Here is a 13,107-nt window from a genome sequence, read left to right as displayed (position 1 = left end):
TCTCCTCCCGGTGCGGACGTACGACTCCTCACGGTATGCCCCCGCTCGGACATCCGGGGGGCCGGGTCCCCCCACAGGGCGCGGTCCACGCGCGAGGTAGGTTCCGGCGGGGACCTTTTCGGTCCCCGGCGTCAGGAAGGACGAGGAATGACCGAGAGCGTGACCAACTGGGCGGGCAACATCACGTACGCCGCCAAGGAGCTGCACCGCCCGCGCACCCTGGAGGCGCTGCGCGCGCTGGTCGCGGAGAGCTCCCGGGTACGGACCCTCGGCAGCGGGCACTCCTTCAACGAGATCGCCGAGCCCGGCGCGGACGGCGTCCTGCTCTCCCTGGACGCGCTGCCCGCCGAGATCGACGTGGACCGGGCGGCCCGGACGGTACGGGTCGGGGGCGGCGTGCGCTACGCCGAGCTGGCCCGCGAGGTGCACCGGCACGGGCTGGCGCTGGCGAACATGGCGTCGCTGCCGCACATCTCGGTGGCCGGGTCGGTCGCCACCGGCACCCACGGCTCCGGCGTCGGCAACGGGCCGCTGGCCTCGTCCGTGCGCGCGGTGGAACTGGTCACGGCGGACGGCTCGACGGTGACCGTGGCGCGCGGCGACGAGCGGTTCGGCGGTGCGGTCACCTCGCTGGGCGCGCTCGGTGTCGTCACCGCGCTCACCCTGGACCTGGAGCCGGCCTTCGAGGTGGAGCAGCACGTGTTCACCGAGATGCCCCTGGAGGGGCTGGACTCCGCCACGTTCGAGAAGGTGATGTCGGCGGCGTACAGCGTGAGCCTGTTCACCGACTGGCGGGCGCCGGGCTTCCGGCAGGTGTGGCTGAAGCGGCGCACCGACCAGCCGCTGCCGGACTTCCCCTGGGCGGCTCCGGCGACGGAGAAGATGCACCCGGTGCCGGGCATGCCGGCGGTGAACTGCACCGAGCAGTTCGGCGTGGCCGGGCCCTGGCACGAGCGGCTGCCGCACTTCCGCGCGGAGTTCACGCCGAGCAGCGGTGCGGAACTCCAGTCGGAGTACCTGCTGCCGCGGGAGTCGGCGGTCGCCGCGCTGCACGCGCTGGACGGGATCCGGGAGACGGTCGCCCCGGTGCTCCAGACGTGCGAGGTGCGGACCGTCGCCGCCGACGACCAGTGGCTGAGCCCCTCCTACGGCCGGGACACGGTGGCCCTCCACTTCACCTGGATCGAGGACACCCGGACGGTGCTGCCGGTGGTGCGGCGGCTGGAGGAGGCGCTGGCGCCGTTCGACCCGCGCCCGCACTGGGGGAAGGTGTTCACCACCCCGGCGGCGGGGCTGCGCGCCCGCTACCCGCGGATGGACGACTTCCGCGGCGTCGTCGACGACCTCGACCCGCGGCGCGTGTTCACCAACGCCTTCGTGCGGGACGTGCTCGGCTCCTGATCCCGGCCCCGGCCGGGACTTCGTCGAACCCCTTTCCGAACCCCTTGTCGAAAGGTCCGTCCGCGCCATAGCCTTGCCGCGCGCCGGTGCCCGGTCGGCCCGGCCCGGCAGGGATGGGGGCAGCTGACGGTGAAGCGCACGTCGCGGGACATCCGTACGGCCAACCGCTACCAGGTGCTGCGCCAGATCATCGCCGCGTCACCCACCTCCCGGCAGGAGCTGGCGGCCGCCACGGGCCTGAGCCTCGCCACCGTCGCCACGCTGGTCGGGGAACTGCTCGGCCTCGGCATGATCACCGAGGTGGGTTTCGAGGACTCGGCCGGCGGCCGTCCCCGGGGCCTGGTGGCCGTCGACGCGCCGGGGGGCGCGCTGATCGGCGTGGATCTCGCCGAGACCTACGTCCGGGTCGAGCTGTTCGACCTCGCGCTGAACGTGCTGGCCCGCGCCGAGGAGGACATGCGCCCCGGCGAGAGCCGGCCCGAGCAGGTCGTGGGGCAGGTGGCCGCGGCGGTGAGGTCGGTGGTGGCGCGGGCCGGGGTGGAGGGCGCGCGGGTGCTCGGGGTCGGGGTGAGCGTGCCGGGTCAGGTGGACCGGGAGACCGGGACCTCCGCGTACGCGCCGAACTGGGACTGGCACGACGTGCCCCTGCTCGACCTGCTCGCGGAGCACATCGCCCACCCCCTGTACCTGGACAACCCGTTGCGGGCCTGCGCGGTGGCCGAGCTGTGGTGCGGGGCGGCGCGCGGGTGCGGGGACGCGGTGGTGGTGAACCTCGGGACCGGGGTGGGGGCCGGGCTGGTGCTGGGCGGCGGGGTGCACCGGGGGGTGAGCGACAGCGCCGGTGAGTGGGGGCACACCACCCTCGTCCTGGACGGCCGCCCCTGCCACTGCGGCAACCGCGGCTGTGTGGAGACGTACACCGGCGCGCCCGGGATCATGCGCAGCCTGCGGGAGCTGAGCCCGGACAGCCCGCTGCTGCGGGCCGACGACCAGACGGCCACCATCGACGCGCTCGCCCGGGGGGTGAGCGCGGGCGATCCGGTGGCGGTGGAGGTGCTCGGGCACACCGCCCGCCACCTCGGCGCCGGAATCGCCGGTCTGGTCAACCTCCTCAACCCGGAGGTGATCGTGCTCAGCAGTTGGGTCGCGGCCGCGTTCGGCGAGCCGCTGCTCGACGAGGTGCGTACGGCCGTCGCCCGGCACGCGCTGCGCCGCCCGCTGGCCGCCGCCCGGATCGTCCTCTCCCCGATCCCGACCGATCCGGTGTGCCTGGGAGCGGCGACGTTCGCGCTGGAGGGGGTGCTGCGGTCGGCCGGCGGGCGCGCCGGGAACCGTACCGCCGGCGACCGCCGGTGACCCCCGTCCCGTTCGCCCTCACGAACGAGCCGCGACGCTCCGGACAGGCTTCGTCCCGCCCTTCGCCGAAGGGTGACGCCCCGCGCACCACGAGTCCCTGAACACCCTCCCGCCGTCAGCCGCACCCGAGACACCGATCCAGGAGACCCATGTCATCGCGCACCCCCACGACCGGCTATGTCGAGGACGTCTCCCCCGGCCGCGGGACACTGCCCCCGCGCGCCCGGTACGCGTCCTCCGACGCGGCCTCCCTCTCCCTGAACGGCGGCTGGCGCCTGCGGGTGTCCGCGACCGCCGACGCCGAGGACGACTCCTTCGCCGCGCCCGGGTACGACGCCGGGAGCTGGCCGGAGGTGACCGTGCCCGGCCACTGGGTGCTCCAGGGCCACGGCGCGCCGGTCTACACCAACCACCTCTACCCCTTCCCCGTCGACCCGCCGCACGTCCCCACCGAGAATCCGACCGGCGACCACCTGCGCGTCTTCGACCTCCCCGGGGACTGGCCGGGCGAGGGCGGGGCCGTGCTCCGCTTCGACGGGGTGGAGTCCTGTGCCCGGGTCTGGCTGAACGGCACGGACATCGGGGAGTTCAAGGGCTCCCGGCTGCCGCACGAGTTCGCGGTCGGGCACCTGTTGAAGCCGTCCGGGAACGTCCTCGCGGTCCGGGTCCACCAGTGGTCGGCGGGGTCGTACCTGGAGGACCAGGACCAGTGGTGGCTGCCCGGCATCTTCCGTGACGTGACCCTGCTGCACCGCCCGGCGGGCGGCGTGGGCGACTTCTTCGTGCACGCCTCCTACGACCACGTCACCGGTACGGGCACCCTGCGCGTCGACTCCGACGTCGAAGGGCGCGTGACCGTCGAGGAACTGGGAATCGACGTGGCGGCCGGCGAACCGGTGACGCTCCCGGTCGAGCCGTGGACGGCGGAGACGCCCCGGCTGTACGAGGGGGTGCTGGCCACGGCGGGCGAGCGCGTCCCGCTGCGCATCGGCTTCCGCACGGTCGCCGTCGAGGACGGCCTGATCAAGGTGAACGGAACCCCCCTGCTGTTCAAGGGCGTCAACCGGCACGAGTGGCACCCCCGCGAGGGCCGCGCGCTGGACCTCGACACCATGCGCGAGGACGTGCTGCTGATGAAGCGGCACAACGTCAACGCGGTCCGCACCTCCCACTACCCGCCGCACCCGGCCTTCCTCGACCTGTGTGACGTGTACGGGCTGTGGGTGATCGACGAGTGCGACCTGGAGACCCACGGCTTCGTCGAACAGGACTGGCGGGACAACCCCGTCGACGACGAGCGCTGGACCCCGGCCCTGCTGGACCGGGCCGCGCGCATGGTGGAGCGGGACAAGAACCACCCCTCGGTGGTCATGTGGTCCCTCGGCAACGAGGCCGGCACCGGACGCGGACTCACCGCGATGGCCGACTGGATCCACGGCCGGGACCCGTCCCGCCCGGTGCACTACGAGGGTGACCCCGGCTGCCGGGACACGGACGTGTACTCGCGGATGTACCCGTCGCACGAGGAGGTCGAGCGGATCGCGCGGGGCCTGGACGGCGGCACCCGCCGCGGGCGCGAACTGCCGCTGATCCTCTGCGAGTACGCGCACGCCATGGGCAACGGCCCCGGCGGACTCACCGAGTACCAGGAGCTGTTCGAGCGGTACGACCGGCTCCAGGGCGGCTTCGTCTGGGAGTGGATCGACCACGGCGTCGAGCACCCGGAGCTGGGTTACGCCTACGGCGGTGACTTCGGGGAGGAGCTGCACGACGCCAACTTCGTCTGCGACGGGCTGCTCTTCCCGGACCGCACGCCGTCGCCGGGCCTGGCCGAGTACAAGAAGGTGATCGAGCCGGTCCGGATCGAGGCGGGCGCCGCGGAGGGCACCGTACGGGTGACCAACCGGTACGACTTCGCGGACCTGGCCCACCTGGAGTTCGTGTTCTCCCACCAGGTGGACGGCGTGCCGACGGGAGCGCACCGGCTCACCGTGCCGCCGCTGGCCCCCGGGGAGTCGGCGGAGGTCGAGCTGCCCGGGGCGCCGGACGGCGGGGGCGAGGAGGTGCAGTGGACGGTGCAGGCGCTCCTCGCCGAGGACACGCCGTGGGCCGGCCGGGGTCACGAAGTGGCCTGGGCGCAGGGGACGGTGACCCGTCGTACCCCGCCGCCGGCGGCGACCGGCGTGCGCCCCGCCGTCGACGGCGGCCGGATCACCCTGGGACCGGCGGTCTTCGACGCCCGCACCGGCGCGCCCCGCACCCTCCTCGGCGTGCCGGTGAGCGGTCTGCGGCTGGACGTGTGGCGGGCGACGACCGACAACGACGACGGGGCGGCCTGGCAGACGGACACCCGGTACGGGCCGCTCTGGCGCGAGCTGGGCCTGCACCGGATGCGGCACCGGCTGGACGCGGTCGAGACGGACGGTGACGCGCTGACCGTACGGACCCGGGTGGCGCCCGCCGGCCGGGAGGCGGGCCTGCGGGCGGCGTACCGCTGGACCTCCGACGGCACGCGGGTGCGGCTGACCGTCTCGGTGGTGCCGGAGGGCGAGTGGCGGGTGCCGCTGCCTCGGCTCGGCATCCGCTTCGGCCTCCCCGGGGTCACCCCCGAGGACGCCGTCTTCTGGTTCGGCGGCGGGAACGAGTCGTATCCGGACACCAGGGCGGCGTCGAGGGACCTGCTGTGGGACGCGAGCGTCGGGGAGCTCCAGACGCCCTACGTCCGCCCGCAGGAGAACGGCGCCCGCGCCGACGTGCGCTGGGCGGAGATCGGCGGTCTGCGGGTCGACGGCGAACCGGAGTTCTGGTTCACGGCCCGGCCCTGGACCACCGAACACCTGGACGCCGCCCGGCACCGCACCGACCTCGTCCCCGGGGACACGGTCTGGGTCCACCTCGACCACCGGCTGCACGGCATCGGCTCCCAGTCCTGCGGTCCGGGTCCGCTCCCCCGGTACCACCTGTGGCCCGAGCCCGCCGAGTTCTCCTTCGTGTTCTCCCCGCCGCGCGACTGACGGGGCTCAGTGGTCCGCGCAGCAGGGCGTGGGGTTCGGGACCTCGAACGGTACGAGGGTGCCGCCCAGGGCCGGGGTGGCGGCGAGGACGAGTTCGTCCCGCTGCCACTGCGGCCGCACGTGGTCGCGGGTCACGACGCGCGTGTCCGGGCCGGGCGGCCCGGGCGTGCCCAGGACCGTCACGCGGGCGATCGCGGAGCGTTCGACGAGCTCCCCGACCGTCATCGTGCCGGTGAGGGCGGAGACACCCGGGTAGAGCACCGCGCGCCCCACCTCGTCGGGCAGGCCCGGAAGGACGGTGCCGTACCCCGCGAGCCGCTCCCGGAGGGTGTCCGGGAGCGGCCGCGAGGGCAGGGACAGGGACACGGCGACGCGCGGGCGGTCGTCGCGCACCAGGTGGGTGCAGCCGAACGTGTCCTCGGGGAGGTCGAGTTCGGCTGCCATCCGGTGCAGCAGGCGGTCGGCGTCGAGCAGCTCCCCGATGCCCGCGTCCACGGTGAGGGCGTACCGCGTCACGACGGCAGGACCCACACCGGGTTGGAGTAGAACCACAGGTCGCGCCACGGGTCGGCGTCGCCGACGACGTCGAGGGCGGGGCCCGCCGGGTCGACCTTGGCGCCCATGGCGCCGACGGCGGACCGGTTGCCGTCGGTGCCGCGCAGCCGGACGTACACCGGGCGGTCGACGCGGCCGAGGTCGAAGGTGACGCGGACGGTGCCGGCCGACTTGTCGATCTCGTACGACCGGGCGACCTTCGCCGTGGGCGCGGTGAAGGTGTCCTTGTCGGCGACCGGGCCGGTCACGTCGCCCTGGATGACGTCGACACGGGCGAGCTTCGGGGTGAACCCGGCCCAGTTGTTGCCGCCGGCGAGGGCGATGTCGGCGGTCAGCGTGACCTTGGTGCCCTTGCGGACGTGCAGGGCGCCGCCGAGGGTGGCCCAGCGGCCGCCGCCGGAGACGCGGACGTCGAGGCCGCTGATGAGCTGGCCGTGGTCGACCCAGATGCGGCCGGCGCGGATGCCGTCCATGACGGCGGCGTAGGAGAAGCCGTCGGCGCCGACGTGGGTACGGCTGTACTGGCCGGGCCAGAAGTCGTTCTCGGTGAGGTCGATCCCTCCGGCGTAGACCGGGTCGTCGTAGCGGCCGTTGGCGTTGAAGTCGCCGCCGCCGCGGGCGCCGGTGTCGCCGTACACCTGGTGGGAGTCGGAGTTGGCGGTGATCCACCAGGGGCGGCCCTCGGCGAGGAGGCTGTCCCACAGGCCGCCGACGGTGGCGGTCATCCAGTCGAAGCCGCCCCAGGTGCGGTAGCTCTCCAGCGGGTAACCGGCGAAGGAGTTGGCGCTCGGGCCGCCGTCGTAGATGCCGCGGGCCCCGCCCGGGCCGAGGGGCGCGGGCAGACCGCCCGCCTGGTGGCCGGGGGCGCCCTCGAAGCCGACGGCGATCCGCCGGTCGCCGGTGCCGGTGGCGTCGCGCCAGGCGCGGATCTCGTGCGGGGAGTCGATGCCCTTGCGCGCGGGGTGGTTGGCCAGCATCAGGGCGTCCTTGACCTTGCGCCGTCTGACCTGGTCGGCGAGGAAGTTCAGCCCGGCGACGGCGAGCGCCTCGTTGGCCGGGGTGGAGGAGGTGGCGCCCTTGACGCCGCCGTCGTAGTCGGTCTCGAACTGCTTGAGGACGGAGACCTCGTTCTTGCCGGGGTGGACGAAGACGGTGCCGTGCTCGGCGGCCGGGATGTTCCACTCCAGGCCCTGGAAGACGAGGGTGTCCTCGTAGGCGTCGCGGGCCTCGAGGATGTCCGGGTTGACCTTGTCCACGCCGATCCTGGCGTGGGTGCTGCCGCCGTGGTCGGTGATGACCAGCCAGTCCATGCCGTGCCGGGCGCCCTGGCGGACCTGGTCGGTGACCCGGTACTTGCCGTCGCTGCTGTACTGGGTGTGGATGTGGTGGTCGCCCGCCAGCCACAGGAAGCCCTTGCTCCTGCTCTTGCCGCGGCCGCTGTCACCCGCCGCGTACGCGGGCGTGGCCGCGCCGGCGCCGGCGGACAGCACGGTGCCGGCCGCCAGGCCCGCGCCGAGCAGCCCGGCCCGGCGCAGCAGCGTACGGCGGGACTTCTGCTCGGGGTTCAGCGCCTCGTCGGGCACGGAGGTGTCGAAGGCGGCGGGCAGCGGGGCCGTCGTCTCGTGCTGGTGGTCGTGTCCGTGATGGTGGTGATGGTGCCCGTGTGCGTGCCCGTGACCCATGAAGTGCCTCCTCGATACCGCGGCGCGACGACGCCGCGTGTGGAGGATCAAGGAGGCGCATGAACGTTGAACAACTTGCAGATGAGCGCCGCATGCCCCGGACACGGCGGCTCGCTCACATCTGCTCGCTAGGCTGGGCGCTTCCTGTCGGGTTTGCTTCGGAGGCCTCCATTCCCCGCGCCGGACTCACCACCGGCCGTCTCGTCGCGGCCGCCGCCGACCTCGCCGACGAGGCCGGCTACGAGAACGTCACCCTGTCCGCGCTGGCCCGGCGTTTCGGCGTGAAGGACGCGAGCCTCTACGCGCACGTGCGCGGACTGCGGGACCTGCGCGTCCGGATGGCGCTGCTGGCGGGCGGGGAGATGACCGACCGGATCGCGGCGGCGGTCGACGGACGGACCGGCAAGGAGGCGCTGGCCGCCTTCGCGAACGCCTACCGGGAGTACGCCCTGGCCCACCCCGGCCGTTACACGGCCACCCAGCTCCCCCTGGACCCGTCCCTGGCCTCCGGCTCCCCCGCGATGCGCCGCACCTCCGAGGTCGTCCACGGCCTGCTCCGGGCGTACGGCCTGGACGAACCCGACCTCACCGACGCCGTGCGCCTGCTGCGCAGCGCCTTCCACGGCTACTGCGCCCTGGAGTCCGCCGGCGCCTTCGGCGACCCCCGGGACGTCCGGGCGTCCTGGGACAGGGCGGTCGACGCCTTGCACATCGCTCTGGTCAACTGGCCCCGGGACGCGACCGGTTGACCGTCGGGGTGCGTGCCGGGGTCACCCCGGGAAAGCCGCGCCGTCGCTCTCACCGCGGCCCAGCGACCGGATCTCCTCGTACGACGGTGCCGCGCCCTCCGGTGCCAGGCCCGCCCCGACGCCGGACGCCGTGGCCGGCGAAGGCGTTCACGACAGGTCTCCGACGGCGTCGGCGTAGTAGACGGACTCGGTGAGGTGGCGGGCGAGTTCGCGGAAGCTCCAGCCCTCGCCGGGCGAGTCGTCGAGCTGTTCGTCGGTGAGCGCGTCGAGGCGGTTGGCCCAGATCCTCGCCAGCCGGGTGAGGCGGCTGCGGGCCTCGTCGAGGTCCTGCGGGGTGAAGGGGGCGAGGTCGGCCTCGGTGGTGATCAGGGAGGCGTGCCAGTGGTCGGGCTGCGGCTCCTCGCCGGCGAGCCGGGCCTCCAGCTCCGCGAGGTGGTCGATGAGGTGGTCGGCGACGCGGCGGATCGCCTTGTGCGGGGTGTAGTCGCGTCCGTCGACGTGGGTGGGTTCGCCGTTCCAGCGGGTCCAGCCGGCGGCCAGTGCGAGGACGTGGTCGACCATGCCGGTGACGGCCGCGGAGGGGGTGGTGGTCTGCGTGTTCTCGTTCATGCGGCCACGCTAGGAGCGGAACGCTTCGGCGCCGGCCGAACTGTCCGGGCGTGCGGGGGCGGTGGGCCTGGGGCGCCCCGGTTCCGGTCGGAGCGCCCCAGGGGTCTCATCCCACCCTGATTGTGCCCCTGGGCACCAGACGCAGGCGCGACAGTTCTTCGCGGACCAGGTCCGCGTACACGGTGGCGCCGTGCACGGAGGTGTGCGTGTTGTCCCGTTTCTCGTCGTAGAGGTACAGCGCCTTGGAGCCCTCCACGCCGAGGGACTCCACCAGTGCCTTGGTCCGCGCCGTGAGGTCGATCAGCGGGACGTCCCGGTCGGCGGCGACGGAGCGGATGACGGCCGGGTGGTCGACGCCGAGCCCGTTGACCAGCAGGGCCGTGCCGTTGTTCAGGGTGCCGTCGGCGTTGAACCAGCGCCGTACGACCGGGGTGACGAGGACCGGCTCGCCGCCCCGCTCCCGCACGCCCGCCACCAGGGATTCGAGGTTGGCCCGGTAGGTCGCCCCGTCGGTGGTCTTGTCGTTGTGGGCGAGCTGGATCAGGACGAGGTCGCCGCGCCGGATCAGTGGCCGGACGGCGTCCCACAGGAGCGGGTTCCCGAGGTAGCTGACCGTGCTCTCCCCGGAGTCCGCGTAGTTGGCCACGGACAGCCCCTCGCGCAGGTACTGGGGCAGTCGCTGGCCCCAGCCGGAGTACGGGTCGCCGGGCTGGTCGCAGACCGTGGAGTCGCCGACCAGGAGGATCTGCCGGACGTGCCGGGCCGGGGTGACCCGGATGCCGGCGAGCGCGGGCGCGGTTCCGCCGACGGTGAGGTCGAGTCCGGGTGTGCCCGCGGCGCCGAGGGGTTCGCCCTCGGGTGTGCGGACGTTCACGGTGAAGCTCCGCACGACGCGTTCCCCGGCCGCCGCGGCGGTCTCCGGGAGCAGGGCGCGCCGGGTCTCGCCGCCGATGGCGGTGCGGGACGCCAGGTCGCCGCCGAGGGTGACCCGTACGTCGTAGGTGCCGGGCGGCAGGTCGAAGTGGCAGGCGGTGGCCGTGCAGTTCTCGATGCCGAGGGCGGGCGGACGCCCCTGGTGCCGCAGGGTCTGTGCCTGGGCCGGTGCGGCCGGCAGGCCGATGCCCAGTGCCACGGCCGCCGCCACGGCGGCCCGGGCGCGCGTGCGGCCCCGTCTCATGTCCCGCGTGTCCACTGCTGGTTGGTCCCTCCGTTGCAGGTGTACGTGATGATCGCGGCCGAGTCGGCGGTGGACGCGCCGTTCACGTCCAGGCACTCGCCGGTGGCGCGGGACCTGAGGGTGACGTAGGAGCCGGTGGTGGTGACGGACCACTGCTGGCCGGTGGCGGAGGCGTCGCAGTCCTCCTGCGTGACCGTGCTCGCGTTCTCCCGCACGCACAGGCCGCTGTTGCGGACCACCAGCTGGTGGTAGCCGCCGCCGACGGACTTGAACCAGTACTTCTGGTTGCCGCCGCCGTTGCAGCCGTACTGCTTGACCTGGGCGCCCCGCCAGAGCGACTGGCCGGTCACGTCGGCGCACCTGCCGCTGTGCCGGGCGATCAGCGTGTGGTACGTGGCGTCGGTGCCGGCGACCGTCCCGGTGGCCGTGTCGACGGTGATCTCGGGCGACCAGGACATCGACATCGACGTGGACGACGGGAAGGTCAGCGGCAGCCACACGTACCGGGAGTCGTTGACGGTCCCGCCGAAGGAGTTGCCCCAGCGGTCGCCCAGGTAGAGGTAGGAGGTGCCGGAGGTGCCCTGCACCGGCAGGACGTACGCGGTCTGGGAGCCGAAGGCGGTCGAGTCGCCGACGTCGCGCATCGCGGACCAGGGGCCGGAGAGGCTGGTGGCGGTGGCGTACCGCTGCTGGTTGGGACTCCAGCCGGTGGCGCCCGAGGTCAGCATGAAGTAGACGCCGTTCCGCTTGAACAGGGCGGGTGCCTCGCGGTGGCCGCCGGGCCAGGGGTTGGCGACCAGGCTCGCGATGCCGGTGTGGTCGGCGGTGAGCCGGTAGATGTGCAGGTCGTAGTTCTCGCGGGCGGCGGAGACCATGTAGCCGGTGCCGTCGGTGTCGGTGAAGACGGTGATGTCGCGGGACATGTGCTGTCCCAGCGGCCGGAAGCTGCCCCGCCAGGTGTAGTCGCCGTCCACGGTGCCGGAGACGGCGACGGCGGCGCGGGCCTCGCCGTAGTCGGTGCCGTTCTCCTTGTGCATCCACATCACGAACCGGCCGGTGGCCGCGTTGTACATGACCTTGGGCCGCTCGATGTTGGCGGTGGCGAGCTCGGGGTGGCTGTCCTCGGTGAGGACGTGGTTCCGGAACTCCCAGTTCTTCAGGTCGGTGGAGCGGTAGGCGTCCACGGAGCGGAAGGTGTTGTCGGCGTTGCGGTGCTCGCCGAACCAGTAGTAGTAGGCGCCGACCTTGAGGACGCCGCCGCCGTGGGCGTGCACGGGGCTGCCCGAACGGTCGGTGAACTGGATGCCGTTGGCGATCGTCTGCGGGGCGGCCTGCGCGGGTCCCGCGGTGGCCAGGGCGCCGGCGAGCGCGAGACAGAGGGTGAGCAGTACGGCGTACGCGCGTCTCATCTCACGCCCCCTCACCCATCACGGTGTCGGCCACGGGGACGCCGAAGTCGGGGATGCCGTCCGGCTTCCAGCCGAGCTTCTGGATCCGGGTGTGCCGGTTGGGGTCGTCGAGCGGGTCGCCGGTGATCTCCTTGTACTGGCGGGCGTGGTAGACGAGGACGTCGGTGCGGCCGTCCTCGGCGACGGTGAAGCAGTTGTGGCCGGGCCCGTACTGCCGGGTGGTGTCGTCGCTGGTGAAGACGGGGACGGGCGACTTGGCCCAGCTCGCCGGGTCCATGAGGTCGCTGTCCTCGTCGGCGGTCAGCAGGCCCACGCAGTAGTGGTGGTCGGTGGCGCTGGCCGAGTACGTCATGAACAGCCGGCCGTTGCGGTGCAGGACGTACGGTCCCTCGTTGACGGCGAAGCCGACGCGCTCCCAGTCGTACTCGGGTGTGGTCAGCCGCACTTGGGGGCCGGTCAGGGTCCAGGGGTTCGCCATCTCGGAGAGCCAGACGGCGGTGTTGTTGTCCATGCCGGGTTCGTGCTGGGCCCAGGCGAGGTAGCGGGTGCCGCGGTGGGCGAAGGTGGTGGCGTCCAGGGAGAAGGTCTCCCACGCGGTCCTGATCTGCCCCTTCTCCACCCAGGTGCCCTTGAAGGGGTCGCGGTGGGCGTTCTCCAGCACCCAGATGCGGATCGCCCACACGTCCTCGGCGGGCGCGGCGGCGAAGTAGACGTACCACTTGCCTGCGACGCGGTGCAGCTCCGGCGCCCAGATGTGGGCGCCCATGTCCCCGGTGGGGTGCGCCCGCCAGATCACGGACTCGGCGGCCCGGCCGAGTCCGCCCAGGGTGCGGGAGCGGCGCAGGACGATCCGGTCGTACTCGGGGACGGTGGCGGTGAAGTAGTAGGAGCCGTCGGTGTGCCGGGTGATGTGCGGGTCGGCGCGGTGGGGGACGAGCGGGTTCACGTACGGGGCTGCCTTCGGGCGTGCGGCGGCGTCGGCCACGGCGGGTGTCGCGGCGGCCAGGGCGCCCGCGGCGAGGGCACCCTTCAGCAGGAGTCTGCGGGCGGGGGGCGGGGACGGGTCGTGCAGGTCGTCGGTGGCGCGGCTCATGCGGTCCGCCTCTCGTGGGGAAGATGACATGCACTCGCTTTTCGATATGTCGAACGCCATCT

The 13,107-nt window shown here is 73.3% G+C and carries 10 protein-coding genes; 4 read left to right on the top strand and 6 right to left on the bottom strand.

The features are described 5' to 3' along the window. The first annotated feature begins 147 nt into the window (after positions 1-147). From ACH5AO_RS35525 to ACH5AO_RS35515, 3 genes are all read left to right on the top strand, one after another. Entirely contained in the window at positions 148-1,401 is a 1,254-nt protein-coding gene (locus ACH5AO_RS35525) for an FAD-binding protein (protein WP_398932036.1), read from the top strand. A 129-nt stretch (positions 1,402-1,530) separates the two neighbouring features. Next, entirely contained in the window at positions 1,531-2,757 is a 1,227-nt protein-coding gene (locus ACH5AO_RS35520) for an ROK family protein (RefSeq protein ID WP_398932035.1), read from the top strand. A 149-nt stretch (positions 2,758-2,906) separates the two neighbouring features. After that, the gene (locus tag ACH5AO_RS35515; RefSeq protein ID WP_398932034.1) at positions 2,907-5,771 is read left to right on the top strand and encodes a glycoside hydrolase family 2 TIM barrel-domain containing protein; all 2,865 of its coding nucleotides are present in this window, start codon (positions 2,907-2,909) and stop codon (positions 5,769-5,771) included. 6 nt (positions 5,772-5,777) lie between these two features. Here ACH5AO_RS35515 and ACH5AO_RS35510 read toward each other — a convergent pair whose 3' ends face one another. Beyond that, positions 5,778-6,287 carry a hypothetical protein gene (locus tag ACH5AO_RS35510; protein ID WP_398932032.1) on the bottom strand — a complete coding sequence of 170 codons (510 nt, stop codon included), beginning with the start codon at positions 6,285-6,287 and terminating at the stop codon, positions 5,778-5,780. After that, the gene (locus ACH5AO_RS35505; protein ID WP_398932030.1) at positions 6,284-8,008 is read right to left on the bottom strand and encodes a PHP domain-containing protein; all 1,725 of its coding nucleotides are present in this window, start codon (positions 8,006-8,008) and stop codon (positions 6,284-6,286) included. The genes ACH5AO_RS35510 and ACH5AO_RS35505 overlap by 4 nt, the downstream gene beginning before the upstream one ends. Before the next feature lie 170 nt (positions 8,009-8,178). Here ACH5AO_RS35505 and ACH5AO_RS35500 point away from each other — a divergent pair, with 170 nt between their 5' ends. Further along, on the top strand, positions 8,179-8,757 hold the full coding sequence (locus tag ACH5AO_RS35500; protein ID WP_398932098.1) for a TetR-like C-terminal domain-containing protein: 579 nt from the start codon (positions 8,179-8,181) through the stop codon (positions 8,755-8,757). Between the two features lie 147 nt (positions 8,758-8,904). On the opposite strand, the gene ACH5AO_RS35495 is transcribed toward ACH5AO_RS35500, so the two are convergent. The 4 genes from ACH5AO_RS35495 to ACH5AO_RS35480 form a co-directional block, all read right to left on the bottom strand. Beyond that, complete coding sequence (locus ACH5AO_RS35495; RefSeq protein ID WP_398932028.1) at positions 8,905-9,366, bottom strand: hypothetical protein; 462 nt, start codon at positions 9,364-9,366, stop codon at positions 8,905-8,907. Positions 9,367-9,472: 106 nt separating this feature from the next. Then, positions 9,473-10,543, bottom strand: a complete 1,071-nt coding sequence (locus ACH5AO_RS35490; RefSeq protein WP_398932026.1) for a rhamnogalacturonan acetylesterase — start codon at positions 10,541-10,543, stop codon at positions 9,473-9,475. Continuing rightward, a complete protein-coding gene (locus tag ACH5AO_RS35485; protein WP_398932024.1) occupies positions 10,540-11,952 on the bottom strand; it encodes an RICIN domain-containing protein in 1,413 nt (470 codons plus the stop codon). The genes ACH5AO_RS35490 and ACH5AO_RS35485 overlap by 4 nt, the downstream gene beginning before the upstream one ends. 1 nt (position 11,953) lies before the next feature. After that, positions 11,954-13,045: a family 43 glycosylhydrolase gene (locus ACH5AO_RS35480; protein ID WP_398932022.1), complete on the bottom strand. Its 1,092-nt coding sequence runs from the start codon at positions 13,043-13,045 to the stop codon at positions 11,954-11,956. Positions 13,046-13,107 lie beyond the last annotated feature (62 nt).

The sequence above is a fragment of the Streptomyces sp. NPDC018964 genome, from assembly GCF_044390325.1.
Taxonomy (GTDB): domain Bacteria; phylum Actinomycetota; class Actinomycetes; order Streptomycetales; family Streptomycetaceae; genus Streptomyces.
This window is presented reverse-complemented; position numbering and strand designations above follow the sequence as displayed.